25 protein-coding genes and 6 tRNA genes are annotated in these 24,924 nt (G+C 60.7%); 30 read left to right on the top strand and 1 reads right to left on the bottom strand.

Annotation, left to right across the window (positions count from 1 at the left end; translation table 11 throughout):
* Nucleotides 1-127 precede the first annotated feature (127 nt).
* From KB449_RS28125 to KB449_RS28085, 9 genes are all read left to right on the top strand, one after another.
* Nucleotides 128-204, top strand: a tRNA-Met gene (locus KB449_RS28125).
* Between the two features lie 15 nt (nucleotides 205-219).
* Nucleotides 220-295, top strand: a tRNA-Val gene (locus tag KB449_RS28120).
* Nucleotides 296-310: 15 nt separating this feature from the next.
* Nucleotides 311-387, top strand: a tRNA-Asp gene (locus KB449_RS28115).
* Between the two features lie 20 nt (nucleotides 388-407).
* Nucleotides 408-483, top strand: a tRNA-Phe gene (locus KB449_RS28110).
* A gap of 62 nt (nucleotides 484-545) precedes the next feature.
* A tRNA-Tyr gene (locus KB449_RS28105) sits at nucleotides 546-630 on the top strand.
* Nucleotides 631-638: 8 nt separating this feature from the next.
* A tRNA-Lys gene (locus tag KB449_RS28100) sits at nucleotides 639-714 on the top strand.
* Between the two features lie 132 nt (nucleotides 715-846).
* Nucleotides 847-1,800 (top strand): MraY family glycosyltransferase, encoded by a 954-nt coding sequence (locus KB449_RS28095; RefSeq protein ID WP_282911526.1) that lies wholly within the window; start codon nucleotides 847-849, stop codon nucleotides 1,798-1,800.
* A gap of 75 nt (nucleotides 1,801-1,875) precedes the next feature.
* Complete coding sequence (locus KB449_RS28090; RefSeq protein WP_282911525.1) at nucleotides 1,876-2,973, top strand: PucR family transcriptional regulator; 1,098 nt, start codon at nucleotides 1,876-1,878, stop codon at nucleotides 2,971-2,973.
* 89 nt (nucleotides 2,974-3,062) lie between these two features.
* On the top strand, nucleotides 3,063-4,184 hold the full coding sequence (locus KB449_RS28085) for an ABC transporter ATP-binding protein (RefSeq protein WP_090117100.1): 1,122 nt from the start codon (nucleotides 3,063-3,065) through the stop codon (nucleotides 4,182-4,184).
* Nucleotides 4,185-4,269: 85 nt separating this feature from the next.
* Here KB449_RS28085 and KB449_RS28080 read toward each other — a convergent pair whose 3' ends face one another.
* On the bottom strand, nucleotides 4,270-5,046 hold the full coding sequence (locus tag KB449_RS28080; protein ID WP_282912924.1) for an ABC transporter ATP-binding protein: 777 nt from the start codon (nucleotides 5,044-5,046) through the stop codon (nucleotides 4,270-4,272).
* Nucleotides 5,047-5,247: 201 nt separating this feature from the next.
* On the opposite strand from KB449_RS28080, the gene KB449_RS28075 reads away from it, so the two are divergent.
* The 21 genes from KB449_RS28075 (at nucleotide 5,248) to KB449_RS27975 (ending at nucleotide 24,915) form a co-directional block, all read left to right on the top strand.
* Entirely contained in the window at nucleotides 5,248-6,051 is an 804-nt protein-coding gene (locus KB449_RS28075; protein WP_282911524.1) for an ABC transporter permease, read from the top strand.
* A gap of 14 nt (nucleotides 6,052-6,065) precedes the next feature.
* Complete coding sequence (locus tag KB449_RS28070) at nucleotides 6,066-6,911, top strand: ABC transporter permease (protein WP_282911523.1); 846 nt, start codon at nucleotides 6,066-6,068, stop codon at nucleotides 6,909-6,911.
* Nucleotides 6,912-7,003: 92 nt separating this feature from the next.
* Nucleotides 7,004-8,608: an FAD-dependent oxidoreductase gene (locus KB449_RS28065; RefSeq protein ID WP_282911522.1), complete on the top strand. Its 1,605-nt coding sequence runs from the start codon at nucleotides 7,004-7,006 to the stop codon at nucleotides 8,606-8,608.
* Complete coding sequence (locus KB449_RS28060) at nucleotides 8,605-8,937, top strand: 4Fe-4S dicluster domain-containing protein (RefSeq protein WP_282911521.1); 333 nt, start codon at nucleotides 8,605-8,607, stop codon at nucleotides 8,935-8,937. Before KB449_RS28065 ends, KB449_RS28060 begins: the two co-directional genes overlap by 4 nt.
* 16 nt (nucleotides 8,938-8,953) lie before the next feature.
* Nucleotides 8,954-10,075 carry an ABC transporter substrate-binding protein gene (locus KB449_RS28055; protein WP_282911520.1) on the top strand — a complete coding sequence of 374 codons (1,122 nt, stop codon included), beginning with the start codon at nucleotides 8,954-8,956 and terminating at the stop codon, nucleotides 10,073-10,075.
* A gap of 21 nt (nucleotides 10,076-10,096) precedes the next feature.
* The gene (locus KB449_RS28050) at nucleotides 10,097-10,891 is read left to right on the top strand and encodes an alpha/beta hydrolase family protein (protein WP_282911519.1); all 795 of its coding nucleotides are present in this window, start codon (nucleotides 10,097-10,099) and stop codon (nucleotides 10,889-10,891) included.
* A gap of 48 nt (nucleotides 10,892-10,939) precedes the next feature.
* On the top strand, nucleotides 10,940-12,574 hold the full coding sequence (locus tag KB449_RS28045; protein WP_282911518.1) for an FAD-binding protein: 1,635 nt from the start codon (nucleotides 10,940-10,942) through the stop codon (nucleotides 12,572-12,574).
* Nucleotides 12,571-12,921, top strand: a complete 351-nt coding sequence (locus KB449_RS28040; protein ID WP_282911517.1) for a 4Fe-4S dicluster domain-containing protein — start codon at nucleotides 12,571-12,573, stop codon at nucleotides 12,919-12,921. Before KB449_RS28045 ends, KB449_RS28040 begins: the two co-directional genes overlap by 4 nt.
* 215 nt (nucleotides 12,922-13,136) lie before the next feature.
* Complete coding sequence (gene hprK, locus KB449_RS28035) at nucleotides 13,137-14,069, top strand: HPr(Ser) kinase/phosphatase (RefSeq protein WP_282911516.1); 933 nt, start codon at nucleotides 13,137-13,139, stop codon at nucleotides 14,067-14,069.
* Between the two features lie 49 nt (nucleotides 14,070-14,118).
* On the top strand, nucleotides 14,119-15,240 hold the full coding sequence (gene lgt, locus KB449_RS28030) for a prolipoprotein diacylglyceryl transferase (RefSeq protein ID WP_282911515.1): 1,122 nt from the start codon (nucleotides 14,119-14,121) through the stop codon (nucleotides 15,238-15,240).
* Complete coding sequence (gene ppaX, locus KB449_RS28025; protein ID WP_282911514.1) at nucleotides 15,197-15,877, top strand: pyrophosphatase PpaX; 681 nt, start codon at nucleotides 15,197-15,199, stop codon at nucleotides 15,875-15,877. The genes lgt and ppaX overlap by 44 nt, the downstream gene beginning before the upstream one ends.
* A 3-nt stretch (nucleotides 15,878-15,880) precedes the next feature.
* Nucleotides 15,881-16,390, top strand: a complete 510-nt coding sequence (locus KB449_RS28020; protein WP_282911513.1) for an acyltransferase — start codon at nucleotides 15,881-15,883, stop codon at nucleotides 16,388-16,390.
* Nucleotides 16,391-16,688: 298 nt separating this feature from the next.
* On the top strand, nucleotides 16,689-17,939 hold the full coding sequence (locus KB449_RS28015; protein WP_282911512.1) for an ATP phosphoribosyltransferase regulatory subunit: 1,251 nt from the start codon (nucleotides 16,689-16,691) through the stop codon (nucleotides 17,937-17,939).
* Nucleotides 17,936-18,577 (top strand): ATP phosphoribosyltransferase, encoded by a 642-nt coding sequence (gene hisG, locus KB449_RS28010; protein WP_282911511.1) that lies wholly within the window; start codon nucleotides 17,936-17,938, stop codon nucleotides 18,575-18,577. The genes KB449_RS28015 and hisG overlap by 4 nt, the downstream gene beginning before the upstream one ends.
* Nucleotides 18,578-18,653: 76 nt before the next feature.
* Nucleotides 18,654-19,943, top strand: coding sequence for a histidinol dehydrogenase (hisD, locus tag KB449_RS28005; protein WP_282911510.1), 1,290 nt, complete (start codon nucleotides 18,654-18,656; stop codon nucleotides 19,941-19,943).
* The gene (gene hisB / locus KB449_RS28000; RefSeq protein WP_282911509.1) at nucleotides 19,944-20,558 is read left to right on the top strand and encodes an imidazoleglycerol-phosphate dehydratase HisB; all 615 of its coding nucleotides are present in this window, start codon (nucleotides 19,944-19,946) and stop codon (nucleotides 20,556-20,558) included.
* Between the two features lies 1 nt (nucleotide 20,559).
* A complete protein-coding gene (gene hisH / locus KB449_RS27995) occupies nucleotides 20,560-21,177 on the top strand; it encodes an imidazole glycerol phosphate synthase subunit HisH (RefSeq protein ID WP_282911508.1) in 618 nt (205 codons plus the stop codon).
* Between the two features lie 226 nt (nucleotides 21,178-21,403).
* Nucleotides 21,404-22,135 carry a 1-(5-phosphoribosyl)-5-[(5-phosphoribosylamino)methylideneamino]imidazole-4-carboxamide isomerase gene (gene hisA / locus KB449_RS27990; protein WP_282911507.1) on the top strand — a complete coding sequence of 244 codons (732 nt, stop codon included), beginning with the start codon at nucleotides 21,404-21,406 and terminating at the stop codon, nucleotides 22,133-22,135.
* 180 nt (nucleotides 22,136-22,315) lie between these two features.
* On the top strand, nucleotides 22,316-23,074 hold the full coding sequence (hisF, locus tag KB449_RS27985) for an imidazole glycerol phosphate synthase subunit HisF (RefSeq protein ID WP_282911506.1): 759 nt from the start codon (nucleotides 22,316-22,318) through the stop codon (nucleotides 23,072-23,074).
* Nucleotides 23,071-23,730: a bifunctional phosphoribosyl-AMP cyclohydrolase/phosphoribosyl-ATP diphosphatase HisIE gene (gene hisIE / locus KB449_RS27980; RefSeq protein ID WP_282911505.1), complete on the top strand. Its 660-nt coding sequence runs from the start codon at nucleotides 23,071-23,073 to the stop codon at nucleotides 23,728-23,730. Before hisF ends, hisIE begins: the two co-directional genes overlap by 4 nt.
* A 234-nt stretch (nucleotides 23,731-23,964) precedes the next feature.
* A complete protein-coding gene (locus tag KB449_RS27975) occupies nucleotides 23,965-24,915 on the top strand; it encodes a ribose-phosphate diphosphokinase (protein WP_282911504.1) in 951 nt (316 codons plus the stop codon).
* Nucleotides 24,916-24,924 lie beyond the last annotated feature (9 nt).

The raw sequence follows: 24,924 nt of genomic DNA, 5'->3' as shown, positions 1-24,924 counted from the left end.
CCGAGGAACAAACGGCAAGCCGCACAGGTAAGAGCATTTCTAAGCGCAGGTTTGTTTCGCATCCGGTTTTCAGGGCGCAAGCTCTGTGAAGCTGCGTACTGGACAAGCTCCAGTCGCAAAGTGGCGTGGCGGCGTAGCTCAGCTGGCTAGAGCGTTCGGTTCATACCCGAAAGGTCGGGGGTTCGATCCCCTCTGCCGCTACCATACCATTTATCCCGTGGAGGCTTAGCTCAGCCGGGAGAGCATCTGCCTTACAAGCAGAGGGTCGGGGGTTCGATCCCCTCAGCCTCCACCATTGATTTAACCACATGGAGCTGTGGTGTAGAGGCCTAACATGCCTGCCTGTCACGCAGGAGACCGCGGGTTCGAATCCCGTCAGCTCCGCCATTTTTAATGGCAATCTTTACGGCTCGGTAGCTCAGTCGGTAGAGCAGAGGACTGAAAATCCTCGTGTCGGCGGTTCGATTCCGTCCCGAGCCACCATTCATTTCCGGTATAAGCAAGCCATCAGGTGTGCAAGCTACCGGGGATCGGGTTCATAACGTGGAGGCTTAGCGAAGTGGCCAAACGCGACAGACTGTAAATCTGTTCCCTCTGGGTTCGGTGGTTCGACTCCATCAGCCTCCACCAGTTTACCCGAGCCATTAGCTCAGTTGGTAGAGCACCTGACTTTTAATCAGGGTGTCGAAGGTTCGAGTCCTTCATGGCTCACCATTTTTTCAGTCGAAGCAGACGCGATGTCGTCTGTTTTTTTGCATTTCAGGAACATTCTTCGATTTCCTTCGAATGAAGAGGCCGCCGAGTTGGGAACGTTAAGCGCATCCCGACAGTCCGGAGGCATCCAGCATGAGATATCCGTACGCGTTTGCATTCGCTTTTTTATGTGTGATGATCTTGGTCCCTTTTGTGCGAATATTGGCTCTGAGGATCGGATTTGTCGACCGGCCGAACAGCCGTAAAATACATAAAACGCCGATTCCCTTAAGCGGCGGCGTTGCGATTTATGCCGGAGCAGTGCTTACTTGCGCGCTTTTTGTGCAGCATGCGACTTTGTTCAGGGCGATCGTTACGGGCGGAGCGCTACTGGTAGCGATCGGACTTGTGGACGACGGTTTCAAATCGAAAGGCAAAGATTTTCCCGTATGGCCGCGTCTCATCCTCTATATTCTTGTGTCGTATATTCCTTGCGAATTCGGTATTACCATTCAGGGCGTTTCGACGCCTTCTTTGTCGTCGATGATTTTGTTCAGCGACGGCTGGAGCATTTTGTTTACAATGTTTTGGGTATTCGCGCTTATTAATATGATGAATTTTATAGACGGCGTGGACGGGTTGGCTTCGGGCATATCCGTAATTTCGGCCATGACCTTGTTCGTGGCTTCGATTGTCGGTCATCAAGAAACGACTGCTTTCGCCGCGCTGGCGATCGCCGGCTCCTGCCTGGCCTTTCTGGCTTATAATTTTCACCCGGCACGAATTTTTATGGGAGACGCGGGGGCGACCTTTTTAGGTTATATGCTGGCGGTAATCGCCATGGACGGCACTTTAAAAGGCGCGACTTTTCTGTCTCTGCTCGTGCCGCTGCTCGCCCTAGGCGTACCGATCCTCGACACGGCCATCGTATTCGCGAGGCGTCTGATCAAGGGAAAGGGGCTGCATCACGCGGACAATCTCCATACGCACCATAGTTTAATGAAGTGGGGACTGTCTCAGGTTCAGACGGTCTCGTTTCTGTACCTCATCGCAGCCGTGTTCGGTCTAATGTCCGTCGTGGTGCTGCTCCTGCTTCGAAACGGTTAATCGACGCAGCTTGGCCCGGCCGAGAGCCGATGTGGTACAATGTGGCTAACGCCAGGCAAACGAGGGGCTCGCAGGATGAACAATACGAGGCTTCAACAGTTGCAGCAGTTGATAAACGGATCTGTCGAGATCGATACGATGTCCAAAGCCGAGTGGGTCAAAGCGGGAGGCGCCAAGCTACCCGAATCCGGGGATCAGCTGGAGCTTGAACAAGGATTCATGCTTGTGACCAAGGCGGATAACCACCATGTGCAGGTACTAAGGGCGCAAGCGGAGCTTACCTTGCTGGAAAAGGAGCTGTTGAGCTGGCTGGCCAAGCAAGGATCGATGTCGAAGTCGGCCAGCACCAGCGCTTCAGAGCTGGAGCGTCAGGCTCGCAAGCTAGGCGACTGGCTGCAGCAGTCGATCGATGCAGGCGAATGGCGTGCGGAGATTCCCGAGCGGTTCGAGCTGCACCACCGGCTGTTCGACGGGATGATTCCTTTTTTGCTGATGAGCGAACAAGCTGAAAACCGCGAGCCTTCTTACGTTGAATTGGAAAAGGTATTCCGCTCTTATTTGTCGGACGAAATGCTGCTCATTCCCCTCCGCGAGAGAGAATGGCTTATACTGGGGACGGACAGGCTGCTCGCCGAGGTCGAGACCAACGAAGGCGATATGATCGAACGCGGCGAGACCAAGGAAGCCCTAGTGTCTCTGGCGACCGGCCTTCATCAGATGATCACCGAGGAGTGGGGCGGCGACTGCCATGTGGCGGTAGGAGAGCCGATCATCCCCACGGAGAGTCTCGTCTACGCCGTCGCGACGCTGCGGGAGACGATCAACCTGGGACGCAAGTTCCATATGGGCATGCATGTGCATATGCCGTGGCTGGTTCACCTGGAGCGTCTCCTTAGCGGCATTCCCGAGCCTGTGCGATCGAGATTTATGGACGAGATGTCCGGGCGGCAGGACCTGTTCACGGACCCGGAGACGGTGTCGACGCTAGATGCCTTCTTTGCCATGGACTGCAACGTGAGCGAGACGGCGAAGCGTCTGTTTATTCATCGCAACACGCTGCTCTACAGGCTGGACAAGCTCAAGCAGGAAGCAGGCCTGGACGTCCGCTCCTTTAACGATGCCATTTTGGTGCGTCTGCTTATGCTATTGTACAAAGTTACGAAAAGGAAATGAATTTTTTGTACGGATTGTGCATAGTCAGTCGTCACGGTCTAAGGTAAGATAAGAACGTACCTTAAACGAAGCGTTAGGGGGAACTCTCAATGGCAGGCGTACGTTTAGAGCATGTATACAAAAAATATCCGGGTTCCGACAAAGCGTCGGTAACCGACTTTAATCTCGACATTGCAGACAAAGAATTTCTCGTGCTGGTCGGCCCGTCCGGCTGCGGCAAATCGACGACGCTGCGTATGATCGCAGGCCTCGAAGAAATCTCCGAAGGCAAGCTGTACATCGGCGATCGCGTCGTGAACGACGTTGCACCGAAGGACCGCGATATCGCGATGGTATTCCAATCCTACGCGCTGTACCCGCACATGAACGTATATCAGAACATGGCATTCGGTCTTAAGCTCCGCAAGTTCCGCAAGGACGAGATCGACCGTCGCGTTCGCGAAGCTGCGCGCACGCTCGAGATCGAGCATCTGCTCGACCGCAAGCCGAAGGCGCTTTCCGGCGGTCAACGCCAACGTGTCGCCCTGGGCCGCGCAATCGTCCGCGAACCGCAAGTGTTCCTGATGGACGAACCGCTGTCGAACCTTGACGCCAAGCTGCGTACGCAGATGCGGGCGAACATCTCCAAGCTGATGAAGCGTCTTGAGACGACTTGCATCTACGTAACCCATGACCAGACGGAAGCCATGACGATGGGCGACCGTATCGTCGTTATGAAGGACGGCTTTATTCAACAAGCAGCTACGCCGGATGAGCTCTACAACCACCCGGTCAACCTGTTCGTAGCAGGCTTCATCGGCGCTCCGGCGATGAACTTCATCACCGGCCAACTGTCGGAAGAAGGCGGCGCCGTTCGCTTCAAGGCAACGGGCATCAACGTCGTTATTCCGGCTGGCAAGGCGCAACTGCTTCGTGACAAGGGCTACATCGGCCGCGAGATGATCGTAGGCATTCGTCCTGAAGATCTGCACGAAGAGCCGGTCTTTATCGAAGCTTCTCCGAACTCCGTCATCAGCGCGAGCATTGAAGTTTCCGAAAACCTCGGTCACGAAATGTTCCTGTACCTGAACGGACTGGGCAAGGACAACGTTATCGCTCGCGTCGACGGCCGTTCCCAGCTGCAAGAAGGCCAAAACATCAAGCTGGCGATCGATATGAACAAGATCCATATCTTCGACAAGGACACCGAGCTCAACATCCTTGAAGCTTAATCACCGGCTATCATAGATAATAATCAAGAAGCCTGGCTTCCCGACCCCCTCAGGGTTAGGCCGCCAGGCTTCTTTTTGTCCTGCTTTAAATTCCCGCGCCGTCTGCGAATTGGAATTCCTCGCCGGATTCAAATTGGCTGAGTACCTTCAAGCGCAGTGCCTGGAAGTCCGGGCTCGCCTTCTTACGAGGATGGGAGAGCTCGACGGGGACGATCGCACTGATCTCGCCGGGTCTGGGCTTCAGGATAACGACACGATCGGCAAGGAAGATCGCTTCGTCAATGTCGTGGGTGACGAAGATCATCGTTGTCTTGTTGTTGCGCCACACTTCGAGCAGCACCTCCTGCATATGGGCACGCGTAAAGGCGTCCAGCGCCCCAAAGGGCTCGTCAAGCAGCAAGATCTGAGGCTGCCGGAGCAGGGCTCGAGCGATGGAAACCCGCTGCGCCATCCCGCCTGAGAGCTCGCGCGGATAAGCTTTCTCAAAGCCCTTGAGCCGTACAAGCCCGATTAATTCGTCCACTTTTCGACGCACGTCTTTATCATTCAGAGACAAATCGGAAGCGATATTTTTCTCCACGGTCAGCCATGGGAACAGACGATGCTCCTGAAAAATAAAGCCTTTATCGATGCCAGGCTTGACGATTGGAGCGCCGTTCAGACGGACATGCCCGGCATACTGCGTATCGAGTCCCGCAACAATGCGGAGCAAGGTGCTCTTGCCGCATCCGCTCGGGCCGATGACCGTAATGAACTCGCCATCTCGCACTTTGAGATCGACATTTTTGAGGGCCGTCACGGCCCCTTTTGCGCCAACGAATTGTTTGTTCAAATTGGTGATTTCCAGCGAGACATTCCCCACAATATACGCCTCCCTATGTGAAGAGAAATATAACATACAAAAACGATGAGAATAATAAGTTAACCGTAACATCGGGGTACTTACCCTGTCAATAAAGCCATCGATAGATAATTCCTATTTTACAGCTAGGAATTAATGTGTTTATAATCTGGGCAATACAGGCAGCAGGAATTCCGCTGAATGGGCAGGGAGGGAGCATGGATGAACAGTCGAATAGCAGACTCGCGAGAGGCGGGGGCGCCTGGACGATGGGTGCAGATCGGACTTGGTCTGCTGCTGCCGGTGACCGTCATCGCGGTCTGGCAAGCGTTGGCCGAATGGGGATATCTGTCGGAGCTTATGTTTCCAGCGCCTACAGTCATCGCCGGTTCGTTCGCAGATCTGGCGGCATCGGGCGATTTGTGGGAGAACTTTCGAATCAGCGCGGTTCGGGCGATATCCGGGTTTTTGTTGGGAGGAGGCCTGGGGCTTGCTTTCGGCGTCCTGGTCGGTCTGTTTCGCAGATCGGAAAAGCTGCTTGATCCGACGATTCAGATGATCCGAATGATTCCAAGTCTCGCCGTCGTGCCGCTGTTTATTCTCTGGTTCGGAATCGGAGAAGAGTCGAAAGTGCTGTTGATCGCGAAGGCAGCCTTTTTCCCGCTCTATATCAATTCGTTCCTCGGCATTCGGCAGGTGGACAACAAGCTGTTCGAAGTCAGCCGCGTCCTTGGGTTTAACCGGTTCAAACAAATCGTGCGGCTGGTCATCCCGGCGGCGATACCGAATATTCTGCTCGGCGCAAGGCTGTCGCTGGGATTGGCTTGGCTGGGGCTGGTTGTGGCTGAATTGATCGCCTCTACGTCGGGCATCGGCTATATGATATCGGATGCGCGCCAGTTTGCGGATACGCCGGTCGTATTCGTCGGCATCTTCGTATTCGCAGTCGCCGGGCTCATATCGGATACGGCCGTGCGGCTGCTGGAGCGCAGAATCGTGCGTTGGAAAGACACCTACAGCGGATAAAGGAGGCGTGAGAGATGAGCGAGAGAGTTGAAGCATGGATCGCGCCGGCCGGGAAAACAAGAGAGAAACGGGTTCGGGACGCAGTCGGGAAAATACGTGCGGCATTGGCGGACATCGCAACCGGATGGCTGGTGCCGGTCGCGGCGCTCGCCGTCTGGCAGCTGGCCGGCAGCCTCGGGTGGATCTCATCGGAATTTCTCCCGACGCCGGCCGCAATCGCGGCGGCATTCGCGGACTTGGCGGCGAACGGCGGCTTGCTCCATCACTTGGGAGACAGCATACGCCGAGCCGGAATCGGATTCTTATTCGGCGGCGGACTGGGGTTGGCGCTAGGCCTTCTGACGGGGTTGTTCCGTCGGGCCGAGTATCTCCTCGATCCCAGCGCGCAGGTACTGCGCCTCGTACCGCATCTGGCGATCGCGCCGCTCATTATTTTGTGGTTCGGATTCGGAGAAACATCGAAAGTGGTCATCATCGCCGCAGGTTCGTTTTTCCCGCTTTACGTCAACACCTTCCTGGGCATTCGCCAAGTGGACAACAAGCTGTTCGAGGTGTCGCGAACACTTAGCTTCAGCCGGTTCAAACGGATCTCAAGGCTGATCGTGCCGGCGGCGTTCCCGCAAATCCTGCTGGGCTTGCGAACCTCGCTCGCAGTCTCCTGGATCGGGCTGGTGGTGGCGGAGCTGATCGGTTCGACCTCGGGGATCGGCTTTCTGATCAACGAGGCCAAGCAGAACGGCCAACCGGAAGTCATTTTCGTCGGCATACTGATCTTCGCGGTCGTGGGCAAGCTGCTGGATTCGGCAGTCAAGGCGGTCGAACGCCGGACGTTGAGATGGCAGGACGGCTACAAGGGCTGAGCGATTCCGATTGCAAGGCCAGCTAGGCCTGCCCGACAAGTCGAAGTCTCCAATCGGATTTACAACCCATCATTCCTGAGGAGGAACAAACAATGACGAGCACAGCGGCAAGAGCTTCGGTCGAACGGATCACGGACGTACTGGTAATCGGCGGCGGACCCGCAGGAACCTGGGCGGCCATATCCGCGGCTTCGAAGGGCGCAAAGGTAACGCTGGTCGATAAAGGGTACTGCGGCTCAAGCGGAGCCACCGCGCCGTCGGGCACCGGCGTCTGGTACGTCGAGCCGGACCGGGAGAAGCGTGAGGAAGCGAAGGCCAGCCGCTACGCCATGGGCGGGCAGCTGGCGGAGCACAGCTGGATGGACCGCGTGCTCGACCGCACGTATGAGAATATGAACAAGCTGGGCAATCTCGGCTATCCGTTCCCCGTCGACGAGAACGGCAATCCGCACAAGCGGAGCTTGCAGGGACCGGAGTACATGCGGCTGATGAGAAAGCTCGTGCAGCGCGCAGGCGTCAAGATATTGGATCATAGTCCGGTGCTGGAGCTGCTTGCTGACGAGCACGGCGTAGGCGGCGCTGCCGGCGTGAACACGCAAACCGGCGAGACTTGGGAGATCCGGGCAGGCGCCGTAGTGATCGCCACCGGCGGATGCGCCTTCCTGAGCCGCGCGCTCGGCTGCAACGTGCTTACGGGAGACGGCTATCTGTTCGCGACCGAGGCTGGAGCGGACCTGTCGGGCATGGAATTCTCGAACGCCTATGCGATCTGCCCGACGTTCTCCTCGGTCACGAAGACCGCGTACTACAGCTACGCCAGCTTCTATTACGAGGACGGGACGGTCGTCGAGGGCGCCGGCTCGAAAAAGGGGCGTTCAGTCATCGCTCGCAACCTGCTGCAAGGCAAGCAAGTGTACGCGAGACTCGACCAGGCGCCGGAGGACCTGAAGCCGCTGCTGCGCGTCGCGCAGACGAACTTCTTTCTGCCGTTCGACCGCAGGGGCATCGATCCGTTCAAGGATCTGTTCCCGGTCACGCTCCGGCTGGAAGGTACGGTTCGCGGCACGGGCGGCATCCGCGTCATCGACGAGACATGCGCCACAAGCGCACCCGGTCTCTACGCAGCCGGGGACGCGGCGACGCGCGAGCTGATCTGCGGCGGCTTCACAGGCGGCGGCAGCCATAACGCAGCGTGGGCGATGTCCTCGGGCTCGTTTGCCGGCGAAGGTGCGGCAGCTTATGCATTGAAGCTTGGCGAAGGGGCGGGATCGCGGAATTTGAGAGGGCTGTCCTCGCAAACGTTGAGAGACCGCCAGGAACCGGGCGGGGCAGCGCGGACGGACGAGTACGTTCGCGCCGTGCAGGACGAAGTAAAGCCGTACGACCGTAATTTGTTCCGCACGGAGAAGGGACTCGGCGACTCGCTCGTCAGGCTCGACGATCTGTGGCAGCGGCAGCGCGAAGCGGGAATCGGCCGGACCACCGAAGGCGTGAAGGCGCGCGAGGCTGCCGCGATGACGGCCACGGCGCGATGGATGTACCATTCGGCGCTGGCCCGCACGGAGACGCGAGGCATGCACAAGCGCGAGGATTTCCCGGCAGGCGACGCCGGCCAGCACCATCGCCTCATCAGCGGCGGACTCGACCGGGTATGGGTGCGGCAGGAAGAAGTGGCGAAGGAGCGTGTGTCGGTATGATCGAGGTCGTCAGCGAATCCCGCTGCGTATCGTGCAACCAATGCGTCTCCGTCTGCCCGACGAACGTGTTCGACCGCGGCGAGAACGGCATTCCCGTGATTGCAAGGCAGGACGACTGCCAAACCTGCTTTATGTGCGAGCTTTACTGCCCGGTCGACGCACTCTACGTATCGCCGGATTCGGAGGGCTTGATGGGCGTCACCGAGGAGGAGCTTGAGGGTCAGGGCTTGCTTGGCGGCTATCGGGAGAAGGTCGGATGGGGCAAGGGACGCGTCCCGGTTGCGAAGCATCAATTCATGTACCAGCTGTCACGGCGATCAGGATTCTAGGGAGGAGCAATCGGAGATGAAACAGAGACAAAGACGGATCAAGGGGGGCAGCCGGCGCAGATGGTCGCTCTTGCTGCTGGGGACAATCGTGGCGCTGACGCTCGCGCTGCAAGGCTGCGGGAACAAGAACGAAGAAGGAGCCGCTTCTTCGTCGGCTGCGTCGTCGCCGTCGGCAGCCGCTTCCACGGCAGCTGCGTCCACTGCGGCTGCATCGTCGCAGGCCGCTTCGACCGCAAGCGCGGAGCCGGAGCGCCATGTGCCGGAGGTTATCAATTACGGCTACATCGGCCTGAACGACCAGAATCAGACGACGGGCGCGGAAGGCTGGGGATTTTACAAAGGCATCATTCAAGAAGAGTTGAAAAAATACGGCGTCAAGGAAGTGAAGCTCGCGGGCTTCCCCAACGGACCGGACCAGACGGAATCGCTCATCAGCGGGAGGCTTGACTTCGGCAGTCTCGGCGACACGCCGGCGATCATCGCGCGGGCGGGCGGCGCAAAGACGCGTCTCATCACGCAGCCGGGTACCCGTACGATCGGCTATCTCATTGCCAAGAAGGACGGCCCCAAGACGCTGCAAGATCTGAAGGGCAAGACGATCGCCATTCAGAAGGGCTCCTTTATGCACCGCTATATCGTGGGACTGCTCAAGGATGCGGGCGTCACCGATTATAAGCTCGTGCACATGCTGATCCCCGACGCGCAAGCCGCGCTGGCTAATGGCAGCGTGGACGCGATGACCAATACGGGCGTTAATGCCCTGACTTCGCTGGCGAACGGGTATCCGCAGCTGGATATCTCGTCGGATCATCCCGAGCTGCTCGGCACGAGCGCGACGGTGGTGTCGGAGGCATTTCTCGAGAAGTTCCCGGATTTCCCGAAAGTATGGAACGCTGCGCGCGAGAAGGCGCTGGCCGACTTGAAGCAGCATCCGGACGAGTACTACGAATATATCGCGGGCATTCAGAAGACGACGGTCGAGAACGTGAAGAAGCTGAGCCCGATCGAGGATATCAAGGACACGGCGTTCACGGACGACGGGCTTGCGCTGATCGAGGGAACGAAGAACTTCCTGGTCGAGGAGAAGATTGCGAAAAAGGACTTCAACATCGGCGATTGGGTGCTGAAGGCCGAATAAACGTTGATAGGAGGAACGCGAGTGAGCGAGCAGACGATCACGACCGCAGCTTTCCGGCTGCCGCTGGATAACGGCTTGTACATCCGCGGCGAAGTGAAGACGGCTGGCGAGGGTGCAAGCAGACCGGCCGTTCTCGTGAGCCACGGCTTCAGAGGACACAAGGATTGGGCGTTCTGGCCGGAGACGACGGACCGGCTCGCGGCCGAAGGCTTCTATACGGTGAGCTTCGATTACTCCCGCGTCGCTGCGCGGGAAGTGGGTGCGAACGAGGCGCTGATCGCGGAGGCGAGCACGCTGTCGCGTGAGCTGGAGGAGCTGAAGATCGTGGCGAACGCGCTACTGGCGGGAGAACTGCCGCTTGCCGAACAGGCCGATGCGTCGAGGCTGGGACTGATCGGGCATAGCCGGGCGGGCGGCGGCGCGATCTTGCACGCGGCGGAGCAGGGCGGCATTCGGGCGCTGGTCGTCTGGAACGGCGGCTCGTCGCCCGCGCGCTCTGGCGGAGAAGGAGGCCGCACGCTTCTCGAAGCGGCGCTCGACGATGATCAAGCGCGGCATGCAGATCGATTTGTCATCGAAAATCGACTGAACGAGGTGCGCGCAGAGGTCCTCATCGTGCAGGGCGGCGCGGACCGCGAGTCGCTGCTCGCGCAGAACCGGATATTCAAACAGAACGCGCCGCATTTTCAGTTCCACGATATCGAGCGGGCGGATCATACGTTTAACGCCGTGCATCCTTATGCAGGCACGACGCCCGAGCTGGAGGAAGCGCTGGCCGTGACCATCGACTTTTTGCGAAGCCGATTGGAGCCATAACAGAAACGGGCACCGGCGATTCGTCGAACGGGTGCGGGAAAGCGGGGGATGAGCGTGACGATCGAGTCGGCAACGACGCTGACGGCGGATGTGCTGGTGCTTGGCGGAGGACCCGCAGGCGCCTGGGCCGCCTGGAGCGCGGCAGCGGAAGGCGCAAGCGTCGTGCTGGCCGATAAAGGCTATGTCGGCACAAGCGGGGCCACCGCTCCCGGGGGGACGACGCTTCTGGTCATCCCGCCTGTCGCGGAGCTGCGCGAACAGGCTGTCCAGGCGAGGCTCAAAGCCGGCGGCTACCTTTCCGAAAATGCCTGGATTCACCGCGTGCTCGACGAGGTCGAGATCCGTCTGAGGCTGCTCGAGGATTGGGGCTATCCGTTCCGCAAAGACGAGCGGGGCGAGACGCTGCGCACGCATTTGCACGGGCCGGAATATATGAAGCTGATGCGCCGCGCCGTGCGCAAGGCGGGCGTCCGGATCCTGGATCAGTCGCCCGCGCTGGAGCTGCTCGCGGACGAGCACGGCGTCGGCGGCGCCCGGGGCATCGACCGGTTGACCGGACGTACGTGGGAAGTCCGCGCGCATGCGGTCGTCGTCGCGACCGGCGGCTGCACCTTTTTGAGCAAAGGCTTGGGCTGCAACGTGCTCACCGGAGAAGGGCTGCTGATGTCGGCGGAAGCCGGCGCTGAGCTGTCCGGCATGGAGTTCAGCCGGCAGTATGCGCCCAGCTACGCGGACGGCAGCGTGACCCGCGGCCGCATGCTGGCCTGGTCGACGCTGTACGATGCGGCGGGAAGGTCGATTCACGCGGGGGATCGCACCTTCGGCAGCATGCACAAGCTGCTGCTGGAGGGGCCGGTCTACGCCTCCATCGACCTGGCGGATACGGATGAGAAGCGAAGGTTCCTGCGTCAGGCGCATCCGATCTTCTTCATGCCGCTCGAGCGGGCGGGCATCGATCCGTTCAAGGACAAGTTTCCGCTGACGCTGCGCTACGAAGGCACGATGCGAGGCACGGGCGGTCTGAGGTTGGCGGGGGAGGATTGCCGGACGACGGTGGCGGGTTTGTACGCGGCCGGCGATGCGGCATCGCGCGAACGCGTGATGGGCGCGGTCAGCGGCGGCGGCGCTTATAACGCGTCTTGGGCGATCTGCAGCGGATGCTGGTCGGGACGCGGCGCAGCTCGTCATGCGCTGGGAGCGGGAAAAAGCGGCGATCCGGATCGCCGGGCGCTGCAGCCTGTCGGCCGGCACGGTCTCGATGCCGGCCGGGAGACGGACGCGCCGATCGACACGACGGCGCTGGTCGGGGATATTCAGCGGGACGTTCTGCCGCTGAACATTAACTTTTACCGCAGCGAGTCGGGCATCGCCGGTGCGCTGGGCCGGCTCGACGCGCTGCGCGAGGCGCTTGGCGGCAGCGTGCCCGGCACTGTGCAGGGCCGCGTGCGTGCGCGAGAGGCGGCCGGCATGCTGACGGTCGCCCGCTGGATGTATACCGCCGCGCTGGCGCGCAAAGAGACGCGCGGGCTCGCGGCGCTCGCCGAATATCCGGCGCTCGATCCGCGGCAGACGCATCGCCTGATCCTCTCCGGCATCGACGAGATCGCCGTCGGGACGGAGCGGGCGCCGCATGCGGAAGAACTCGGGCGGGCGGACGGCCAAGCGAAGGGAGAGGCATCATGATCGAACTCGTCAGCGCGGAGCGCTGCATCGGCTGCAAGCTGTGCGTGAAGGCTTGTCCGACGAACGTTTTCGATATGGACGAAGCCGCGAAGCTTCCCGTCATCGCCCGCCTCGAGGATTGCCAGACCTGCTTCATGTGCGAAGCGTATTGTCCGGCCGACGCGCTGTACGTGGCGCCCCAAGCCGAAGCCCGTGCGGAAGTCGACGAGATTGCATTAGCCGCGGCGGGTACGCTGGGCAGCTGGAGAAGGGAAATCGGTTGGTCCAAAGGGACGGATTCGACGATGGCGGAGCGGGATACGACGCCGTTCTTCGAAACGTTCACGGAGCGGTACCGGCAAGCTTGAGCCGTACCGACAAGGATTATGCATAAATCCCTTTCTTATAGGCCGAGAAAACCGAGCCAGCCTCTCATCGAGAGCGCTGGCTTTTGCATGCCGGGGCTTGCAGGCGGGTGCGCACTATGCCCGGGATTGCCCGCGAATACGCGGTTTACATTGATTTCCGCGCTTATTTTCGATACGATGAGAAAGATGAACAGAGCGTTGAAGGGAGCTGTACGATGGCTAAAAAAGTAAAGGTATCCGAGCTCGTGCAGCAATTTCAACTCGAGGTCGTCGCCGGCTCGGAAGGCATGCGGCGCACGATCGTGACCGACGACTTGAACCGGCCGGGCCTGGAGATGGCCGGATATTACGATTATTACCCCGCGGAGCGTACGCAGATTTTGGGCAAGACGGAGCTCGCTTTTCTCGAAAAGCTGACCTCCGACGAACGTCTCGAGCGGATGCGGCAGATCTGCGCGGAAGAGACGCCGTGCATTATCATTACGCGCGGGCTCGATGCGCCCGAAGAGCTGATCCAAGTGGCGGAGGAACGCCATTTTCCGGTGCTTCGTTCGACGACGGCGACGACGACGCTGCTGAGCCGCATCACCAACTTCCTGGAGAAGAAGCTGGCGCCTACGACGACGATACACGGCGTTCTCGTAGACGTTTACGGGGTCGGCATGCTCATTACCGGCGGCAGCGGCATCGGCAAGAGCGAGACCGCGCTCGAGCTCGTCAAGCGCGGCCATCGGCTCATTGCCGACGATGCCGTAGAGATCCGGCAGACCGCGGACAACTATCTGTACGGCAGCGCGCCGGAATTGATCCAGCATCTGCTCGAGATCCGCGGACTCGGAATTCTGAACGTCATGACGCTGTTCGGAGCGGGCGCCGTTCGCAACACCAAGCAGATCGGACTCGTCATCAAGCTTGAAAATTGGCAGCAGGACAAGCAATACGACCGGCTAGGACTGGACGAGGAGACGACAAGAATTATCGACACGGACGTGCCGCTCGTGACCGTCCCCGTTCGCCCCGGTCGTAATCTCGCGGTCATCCTGGAGGTGGCGGCCATGAATTTCCGCCTCAAGCGGATGGGCTACAACGCCGCCCTGCAGTTTACCAACAAGCTCACCGAAGCGATCGCAGACGAAGACAACGAATAAACCGCGCTCGCGGCCTTTCGGTCGATCGCGTTAGAGACGGAGGATACTCATGTTGCTGCCCATGCGGCTCGAATCGATTGCGTTTCACCTCGGCCCGATTCCCGTGCACTGGTACGGACTCATCCTCGGCACGGGAGCCCTCGTGGGGCTGCTGCTCGCCATCTGGGAGGGCAAGCGCTTCGGCTTGTCGGCCGACTTCTTCCTGGACCTGATGCTGTACGGGGTGCCTTCGGCCATCGTCGGCGCCAGATTGTATTACGTCCTGTTCAAATGGGATTATTACAGCAAGCACCCGGGCGAGATCATCCAGATTTGGAACGGGGGCATTGCCATCTACGGCGCGTTGATCGGCGCCTTCGTCTGCGGATTTTTCTACTTCCGCAGCAAGGGCTATACGTTCATGCGCATCGTCGACATCTGCGTGCCGTCGCTGCTGGCGGGTCAGATGATCGGACGCTGGGGCAACTTCGTCAACCAGGAAGCCTATGGCGGAGAGGTCACGGGTACATATCTGAGCAACGAGCTTCACCTGCCGGCGTTCATCGTCAGGCAGATGTATGTCATCGACGCGAATGGAGCGGGCGCCTACCACCACCCGACTTTCCTGTACGAGTCGCTATGGAGCCTGGTCGGCCTCGTCATCCTGTTCATTTTGCGCCGTCAGAAGTTCCTGCGCGTAGGGGAATTGTTTTTCTCCTATTTGATCTGGTATTCGATCGGCCGCTTCTTTATCGAGGCGCTGCGCACGGACAGCCTGGCCTTCAAGGGGCCCGACTGGCTCGCTTCGCTGATCGACGGTCTGTGGACGCCGATGAAGTGGATATTCGGGGATCAGGGCTACCTCGATCCGGCATACGGCAACGTTCGCAGCTCGCAGCTGCTCGCGCTGCTCCTTGTCATTGCGAGCATCGTGGCCATTATCGTGCGCCGTGCGATGAATCCGGACAGAACGCGGTATTTGGACCCGCTCGAGAGAAACAAGGTGACCGAAGCGAATCCCGCCGAAGTGAATCCGGCCGAAGCGACCGTCGCCGAAGCGCCTGCGGCTGCGACTGCCGTCCGGCCGGCCGATGAGACCGTGCCAGACGTGGAAGCGGCCGATACGGAAGAAGAGAGGAAGCCTGCAGATGAGTCACAATCAGACAGAAGGCAAGACAGGGACCCGGATTGATGCGGTGCTGTTCGACCTCGACGGCACGATCGTCGACACGAACGAACTGATTATCCAGTCATTTCTATATTGCCTGCAAGGGATCGTCCCCCCCGAATTCGGACGCGAGCAGATCATCCCGATCATGGGACAGACGCTGCTCTCTCAGCTGCAGCAATTCTCGGGGCGCGAGCAGGTCGACGATTTGATCGCAGGGTACCGGGATTACAACTTCAAGCATCACGACGACATGGTATCGCTGTTCCCCGGCGTGCTGGAGGTCGTGCCTCTATTGAAACAGGGCGGTCTCAAGCTGGGCATCGTCACGACGAAGAAGCGGCTGACCACAGAGCGGGCGCTTAAGCTGCTGGGGCTGTACGAATATATGGACGCGATCGTGACGCTGGACGACGTCGAGCATGCCAAGCCGCATCCGGAGCCGGTCCAGAAGGCGCTGCAGGCGCTTGGCATTGCGCCGGAACATGCGATTATGGTCGGCGACAGCACGGTCGATATCGGTTCTGCGCTGGCCGCCGGCGCATATGCGGTCGGCGTCTCCTGGTCGCTCAAGGGCGAAGCCCCGCTGCGGGAGGCAGGCGCGCATCGCATCATTCACGACATGCGCGAGCTGCTGCCGCTTAGCGGGTTGGAGGGATAAGTCTTGCGGAAGGTCGAGCGGTACCCGGTCGAAGGCCCCAACGCTTTATGGCAGGTGTACCGTACGGTATCCAGGGTGAAGGCGGTCAGGAACTTTATTTTTATCCAGATCGCGCGATATTGTCCGGAGCTCTCGGTTAAAAATTGGATCTATCGCCGCGTGCTGGGCATGAAGGTGGGCAAGGAGACGTCGTTCGCGCTGATGGTTATGGTGGACGTGTTCTTCCCCGAGCGGATCACGATCGGGGACAACTGCATCGTCGGCTATAACTCCACGCTGCTGACGCACGAATACCTCATTAAAGAATACAGACTCGGCGATATCGTCATCGGCTCGCATGTGATGATCGGAGCCAACGTGACGATCCTGCCCGGCGTGACGATCGGAGACCATGCGGTGGTCGCGGCCGGATCGGTCGTGCACCGGGATGTGCCTGCTCACGCCAGAGTAGGCGGCAATCCGCTGCGCGAGCTCGGAAAAGGCGAAGAATCTTCGGAGGATAGCCCAGGCTGAGCTCAGACACGCGCACAGGAGAGGACACCAGTGAAGAACGCATGGCAGGACAAGTCGGACGAGCTGGATTGGCGAGAACCGGGGTTGGCGAGCAGGCCGGCCGCCGGTTTTTTTGCTGTCGCGTGCAGGAAGCATGCCGGAGCTGCCCAACTTGACGCTTGCAGGCGTTCGTGATAAAGTGAAACGTAAATCTTTACTTTGGCAGTATGGTAACATGGTGTCGCTTTAACGTGATGAAGTAAAAGTGGATGAAGTAAAATGCGGCTTCGGCCGCCTCATTATAGCGAGGTGTTTTGTCGTGTCCAAACCCAAAGGCTTCGAAAAGCCGATCGGCGTCAAGGACTATCTGCCCCATGCGGTCGCCAAGCTGCGGCGTATCGAGCATGAGGTGCTGGCGTGCATGCGAGGCTGGGGTTACGAGCAGATCCTGACTCCCACGATCGAATATTACGATACGGTTGGCGTAGCGAGCGCGACCTCCGATCAGAAGCTGTTCAAGCTGCTCAATCAGCGGGGAACGACGATCGTGCTCCGCTCCGACGTTACGGCGCCGATCGCGCGCGTCGCTTCGTCGCTGCTCAAGGACCACCCGTTTCCGCTGCGGCTCAGCTACCATGCGAACGTCTTCCGCGCCTTCGAGGAAGAAGCCGGGCGCGAAGCGGAGTTTTTCCAGACCGGCGTCGAATTGATCGGCGATCCGTCACCGGAGGCCGACGCGGAAGTAATCGCGCTTGCCATCGCCTCGCTCAAGGCGGCTGGCGTGCCTTCGTTCAAGATCGCGGTCGGCCACGTCGGCTTCTTGAACGGCTTGTTCGGCGATACGCTGCCCGGACGCGCGGAAGCGCAGGAGAGACTGAAGGAATGCTTGCTGCAGCGCGATTATGTCGGCTATCGCACCGCGCTTGGAGAGCTGCGGCTCGAACAATCCGTGCATCGCGAGCTTGAGGGATTGCTGCGGCTGCGCGGCGGCCAGGAGATTTGCGAGCGTGCATTGGAGCTTCGCGTGAGCGACGGCGCGCGCGAGGCGATCCGCCATCTGTGCGAGATGTGGGATGTGCTGGGCGCTTACGGCGTGCAGGATCATGTCCTGATCGATCTGACGATGATCGGCGACATCTCCTACTATACTGGCATGACGTTCGAGGGTTACGCGTCGCAGCTCGGGTTCCCGGTCTGCAGCGGCGGACGGTACGACAACCTGCTGGCGCAGTTCGGAAGGCCGGCGCCTGCGACCGGCTTCGCGCTCAAGACGACGCGCATGCTCGAGGTCGCCGAGGTCGGTCAGGAAGAGCCCGTACGCGCGCTGATCCGCTATGCACCGGGACGCAGACGCGAAGCGCTGGAGAAGGCTGCGGGCTTGCGGGCGGAAGGACTTGCGGTCGTGACCGAAGGTGTCGTGCAGACCGGCGGGGGATTGGGCGCGGTTGGCGGATCGGGAGCGGGAGACGCGCTCGCGTCGGCGCACGCAAAGGCGGGACGCTACGAATACAAAGGCACCTTTTTCGATAAAGTGTTCACGTTTGACGAGAAGGGAGGGGACCCGCAATGACGGACAGCGGCGCGGTGTTGAAGGTCGCGATGCCCAAGGGGCGCATCTACAAGCAGGCGAGCAAGCTGTTCCGGCAGGCGGGGCTCCCGATTCCGGAGGACTTCGACGATTCCCGCCGGCTGATCATTCCGGTGCCGGAAGCAAACATGGAGTTCATCATGGCCAAGCCCGTGGATGTGCCGACCTACGTGGAATACGGCGTCGCTGACATCGGCATCGTCGGCAAGGACGTACTGATGGAGGAGAACAAGGACGTCTACGAGCTGCTCGATCTGGGCATCGCCAGGTGCCGGATGTCGGTCATCGGGCTGCCGGACTGGGAGCCGGTCATCCATCCGCGGGTGGCGACGAAGTATCCGAGGGTGGCGTCCCAGTATTTCCGCGAGCGCGGCCAGCAGGTAGAGGTTATCAAGCTTAACGGCTCGATCGAGCTGGCGCCGCTCATCGGATTGGCCGATCGGATCGTGGACATGGTCGAAACGGGAAAGACGCTCGAGGAGAACGGACTGGTCGAGATGGAGACGCTGTTCCAGGTGACGAGCCGGCTGATCGCGAATCGCGTCAGCTACAGGCTGCAGAACGCGGCGATCCAGTCGCTGTGCGACAGACTGTCCGACACGCTGGCGGCGAAGGCTTAGGGCTTGGAATTAAATTCGGCTCCGGGTTTGTGCGGCGGCAAGAATAGGCAATTAAGAAACGGCAGGGGGAAAAGGCATGTACAAAGGACCTGCGAGCGGCTTCAAGCTGGAGCGGGAGAGCGAATACGGCTCGCCGGAGCAAAACGCGGCAGTCGCCGAGATCGTATCGGCGGTCCGTTCCGAAGGAGATGCCGCGCTGCTGCGGTACACCGAGGCGTTCGACCGCGTTCGGCTGGATGCTTCGCAATTGCGCGTGACGGAGGCGGAGATCCAGTCCGCGTACGAACGCGTCGAGCCTGAATTTCTGGATGCGCTGCGCCGAGCCGCGGCGAACGTGACTGCTTTCCATGAAAAGCAAACGCGTCAATCGTGGATCGACGTGCAGCCGGACGGCACGATGCTCGGGATGTCGCTGCGTCCGCTCGCTCGCGTAGGCTTGTACGTGCCCGGGGGCAAGGCGGCTTACCCGTCGTCGGTGCTCATGAACGTGCTGCCCGCCAAGGTCGCGGGCGTGCCGCAGATCGCGATGGTCACGCCGCCGGCGACCGGCGGACGCGAAGGCATCGACCCGTACATTCTCGTGGCGGCCGCCGAGGCTGGCGTCACGGAGATGTACCGGGTCGGAGGCGCGCAAGCCGTAGCCGCGCTGGCGTACGGCACGGAGAGCATACCGGCCGTGGACAAGATCTGCGGCCCGGGCAACATCTACGTGGCGCTGGCGAAGCGCGCCGTGTTCGGCGCCGTCGACATCGACAGCATCGCCGGGCCGAGCGAGATCGTCGTATTGGCCGACGACAGCGCGGATGCGCGCTTCGTCGCCGCCGATCTGCTGTCGCAGGCGGAGCACGACGAGATGGCGTCCGCGATGCTCGTGACGCCGTCGGAGCGGCTCGCGCGGGATGTCGAAGCGGAGCTTGCGTGGCAGGTCGCCACGCTGCCGCGGCGCGAGATTGCCGAGAAGTCGCTCGAGCAATACGGGGCGATCCTGACGGTCGCCGATCTTGCGGAGGGCATCGACGTCGTGAACAAGCTGGCGCCGGAGCACCTGGAGATCATGACCGAGGACCCGCTTGAGCTGCTCGGGCGGATCGAGAATGCGGGCGCGATCTTCCTGGGACCGTACAGCTCGGAGCCGGTCGGCGATTATTTCGCGGGACCGAACCACATTTTGCCCACGAACGGTACGGCCAGGTTCTCCTCGCCGCTGAACGTGGACGACTTCGTCAAGAAGTCGAGCTTGATCAGGTACAGCCGCGAGGCGCTGCGCCGGGACGCGGCGGGCATCGCGTCGCTTGCCCGGCACGAAGGCTTGGAAGCACATGCGAGAGCGGTAGAAATTCGCTTCAAGGAAAGCGGGGACCAATAGATGGCACAGGACAACAACATCGCGGCCGGGGCAAGAAGCTCGGAGGTCGCGCGCAAGACGAACGAAACGGACATCAAGCTGGCGTTCGGCGTGGACGGCACGGGCGAAGTGAACATCGAAACGGACGTACCTTTTCTCAACCATATGCTCGACTTGTTCGCCAAGCACGGCCAGTTCGACCTGAAGGTCGAGGCGCGCGGGGACGTCGATATCGACGACCATCACACGGTGGAAGACATCGGCATCTGCCTCGGGCAGACGCTGCGGGAAGCGCTTGGCGACAAAGCCGGCATCAAGCGTTACGCCAGCGTGTTCGTACCGATGGACGAGGCGCTCGCGCAGGTCATCGTTGACGTGAGCAACCGTCCGCACTTCGAGTACCGCGCGGAATATCCTTCGCAGACGGTGGGCAGCTTCAGCACGGAGCTCGTTCATGAATTTCTGTGGAAACTGGCGCTGGAGTCGCGCATCACGCTCCATGTCATCGTCCACTACGGCAAAAATACGCACCATATGATCGAGGCGGTGTTCAAGGCGCTGGGACGCGCGCTGGACGAAGCGACGCAGATCGATCCGCGCGTGAAGGGCGTGCCTTCGACGAAGGGAGTGCTGTAAGATGATCGCGATCGTCGACTACGGCATGGGCAACCTGCACAGCGTCAGCAAGGCGGTCGAGCGGCTCGGGCGCGAGGCGCTGGTGACGTCTTCGCGAGAGGAGATTCTCGCGGCGGACGGCGTCATCCTGCCGGGCGTCGGCGCCTTCGGCGACGCGATGCGCAACCTGCGGGAGACCGGGCTCGACGCGGTCGTCCGCGAGTCGGCGACCGCGGGACAGCCGCTGCTGGGCATCTGCCTGGGCATGCAGCTGCTGTTCGCGGAAAGCGAGGAGCACGGTACGCACGAGGGGCTCGGCCTGCTGCCGGGCCGGGTCGCGAAGTTCCGCGGGGATTACAAGATCCCGCATATGGGCTGGAACGAGCTGAATTTCGAGCAGCCGTCGCATCCGTTGTTTGCGGGTCTCGCGCCGGGATACGTGTACTTCGTGCACTCGTTCCATGCGCTGCCGGAGCGGCCGGAAGACCTGCTGGCGACGACGGACTATCATCAGCCGGTGACGGCGATCGTCGGGCGGGACAATGTGAGCGGCATGCAATTCCACCCGGAGAAAAGCGGCGATCTCGGCGTTGCGCTGCTGCGCAGATTCGTGGAGTTGGCCGAAGGCGGGAAAGCTTAGGCAGATCCGTGCGGGCGTTGGTGCTGTAAGGGCAAAAAGTTGCATTGCAGCATCGAATCATGCTCGGAATGGTGCTGTAAGAGCAAAAAGCTACTCTACAGCATCAAAGAGCGCTCGAGAAGTTGCTGTAAGGGCAAAAAGTTACTCTACAGCAACCGGGCAGCGCAATTGCGAGGCCTGCGAGTATGAGAAACTGAGGAACGTCAACAAGTTGGAGGTCATCCCTTTGTCCAATTTCATCATCTACCCGGCCATCGACATTCGCGGCGGCAAAGCCGTCCGTCTGGTTCAGGGCGACTATAATCGCGAGACGGTGTACAACGACGATCCGGTGTCCGCGGCCAAAGATTGGGAAGCGCAGGGCGGCGAGTGGGTGCATCTCGTCGATCTGGACGGCGCCAAGGTCGGTCACCCGGTCAACGATGAGCTGATCGGCCGAATCGCGCGTTCCGTGCAGGTTCCCGTGCAGGTAGGCGGCGGCCTTCGGACCGAGGCGGACGTCGAGCGGCTGCTGTCGCTCGGCGTTTCCCGCGTCATTCTGGGGACGGCGGCGATCGAGGACCGCGCCTTCGTATCGAAGGTGCTGGCGAAGTACGGCGGCAAAGTGGCGATCGGCATCGACGCCCGGGACGGCTTCGTGGCGACGCGAGGCTGGCTCGAGACATCGCAGGTGCGCGCGGAGGATCTGGCGAAGGAGCTGGCGGCCGAGGGGGCCGAGACGTTCATTTTCACCGACATTTCCCGCGACGGCATGATGGGCGGACCGAACGTCGAAGCGATCGTGCGCCTGGCGCAAATATCGGGCCGCACGGTCATCGCCTCGGGCGGCGTCAGCAAGCCGGAGGACCTGGCGAACCTGTCGAAGCATGCGGCGGACGGCGTCGGCGGCGCGATCGTCGGCAAGGCGCTCTATACGGGCAGCATCTCGCTGTCCGAGGCAGTCGCCGCTTACAAGTAAGCGGAAGCGACCGGACCGAAGCGGTCCGGCAGCCGATCCGCCCCTCAGTCATATGGCAGGCCGCGAGCAGCGCGGCTAACAAAAACGCATCGGCTGCTTCATCGCAGCGCATCGCAAACCCGGAGCGTCCGCCAGACGACAAGTCGAACGGCGGGCGCTCTGCGGACTGGAGGCAAGCTTATGTTGGCAAAACGCGTCATTCCCTGCCTCGACGTCAAGGACGGGCGGGTCGTCAAAGGCGTCAATTTCGTTAACCTGCGCGACGCGGGAGATCCGGTCGAGCTGGCCGAGATCTACGACCGCGAAGGCGCGGACGAGCTGGTGTTTCTCGACATCTCGGCTTCGGTCGAGGGCCGCGCGACGATGGTCGACGTCGTGCGCAGGACGGCCGGCGAGATCACGATTCCGTTTACCGTAGGCGGCGGCATCTCTACGGTCGAAGACATGAAACGGCTGCTGCGAGCCGGCGCCGACAAGATCGGGATCAACACGGCGGCGATCCGCAATCCGGATCTCATCTCGGACGGTTCGCGCGTGTTCGGCGCGCAGTGCATCGTCGTCGCCATCGACGCGAAGTACAACGCCGAGTGGGGCGAATGGGAGATCTTCACGCACGGCGGACGCAATCCGACGGGCATCCGGGCGGTCGCCTGGGCGCAGGAAGCCGAGCGGCGCGGCGCAGGCGAGCTGCTCTTGACGAGCATGGACGCAGACGGCACGAAGGACGGGTTCGACAACGCGCTGACGCGCGCCGTGTCGGATAACGTCGGCATTCCCGTCATCGCCTCGGGCGGCGCGGGCAACGTCTCCCATTTCGCGGACGCCTTCTCGCAGGGGCACGCGGACGCGGCGCTCGCCGCGAGCATTTTCCACTACAAAGAAGTGACGATCCGCGAGGTCAAGGACGCCCTGCGGAGCCAAGGAGTGAATGTGAGATGAGCGAGACGCTGTCGGATTCGATCAAATGGGACGCGGACGGGCTGGTGCCTGCGATCGTGCAGGACGCGGTCAGCAAGGAAGTACTCATGATGGCCTATATGAACAAGGAATCCCTCGCCCTGACGCTGGAAAAAGGGGAGACGGTATTCTGGAGCCGGTCCCGGCAGGAGCTGTGGCATAAAGGCGCGACGAGCGGCAATACCCAAAAGGTCGTGTCGGTGCGCTACGATTGCGACGGCGACACGCTGCTGGTCCAGGCGATCCCGAACGGCCCGGCCTGCCACACCGGCAGCTACAGCTGTTTCTACCGCGATGCGTCCGGCGAGCTGCCGCAGGAATCGCTGCCTGGAGCCGACCGCTTCGCGCCGCTATCCGAGCTGGAGTCGACGATCGCGAAGCGGCATGCCGAGCGGCCAGAGGGCTCGTATACGACGTACCTTTTCGACAAAGGTCTGGACAAGATCCTGAAAAAGATCGGCGAGGAGACCGCGGAGGTCATCATCGGCGCCAAGAACCACGACAAGGCGGAGACGCGCGCGGAAGCGGCGGATCTCATCTTCCATTTGATGGTGCTGCTGCGCGAGGAAAGCATTCCGCTCGACGATGTCCTTCAAGAGCTGGAGTTCCGCCACCGCAAGCCGACCAAAAAGAATTGACCGCGCAGCCGCCGGTCTCCGGTTCCGGGAGGGACGGGAGCCGGCGGCTTGTTGTGCCGCGGCAATCGGCCACGATTCGACGCACGCGGCTCGAAAAGTGACGAAAATGTGCCAATTAAAGTGAATTACCAGTCGATATATGACACAGAACCCTTTGGCTATCCTTCCTGCGTCATGTATAATAGAGGGGATAAATGCGGCTATGCCGCTAGTGAAAAATCTTGGAGGCGCACAATGTACAGCAGCAAGCTTCGTATTTTTTCCGGATCGTCGAATCCCGTGCTGGCGGAGAAGATCGCCGAGCAGCTCGGGCTGCCGCTAGGCAAGATTACGCTGTCTCGCTTCAAGAGCGGCGAAGTGTACGTGCACTACGAGGAGACCATCCGCAACTGCGACGTGTTCCTCGTGCAATCTTTGTCACATCCGATCAATGACTTCTTCGTAGAGCTGCTGATCATGATCGACGCGGCCAAGCGGGCATCGGCGCGTACGATCAACATTGTGCTCCCTTACTATGGATATGCCCGCCAAGAGCGCAAGGCCGCGCCGCGCGAGCCGATCTCCGCGAAGATGGTCGCGGACGTGCTGACGACAGTCGGCGCGACCCGGATCGTCACGATCGACCTGCACGCGCCGGCGATCCAAGGTTTCTTCAACATCCCGGTCGACCACTTGACCGCGCTGGATCTGATCAGCGATTACCTGCGGGCGAAGAACATCCGCAATCCGGTTATCGTCTCGCCGGACGCCGGACGAGCCTCCACGGCGGAGAAGCTGGCCAACCAGCTCGATTCTCCGTTCGCGATCATGATCAAGAAGCGCCCCGCGCACAACGAATCGGTCATCACGCACGTCATCGGCGAAGTCGAGGGTTATACCCCGATTATCATCGAGGACATGATCGACACCGGTACGACGATCGTGAACGTCGTCGAGGGCCTGAAGGAGCGCGGTTCGGAGGACGTTTACGTCTGCGCGACGCATCCGCTCTTCTCCGGCAACGCCCTGCAGAAGCTCGATCACCCGAGCATTCGCGAGGTCGTCGTGACGGATTCGATCCTGCTGCCGAACGACCGTTCGGACCGTTTCAAGGTGCTGTCCGTCGCGCCGATGCTGGCCGAAGCGACCCGCATCATCACCGAAGGCGGCTCGATCAGCACGCTGTTCAAGACGGCGGGCGTATAGACCTAAGCA

Origin of the sequence: Cohnella hashimotonis, assembly GCF_030014955.1 — a bacterium.
Classification (GTDB): domain Bacteria; phylum Bacillota; class Bacilli; order Paenibacillales; family Paenibacillaceae; genus Cohnella; species Cohnella hashimotonis.
This window is presented reverse-complemented; position numbering and strand designations above follow the sequence as displayed.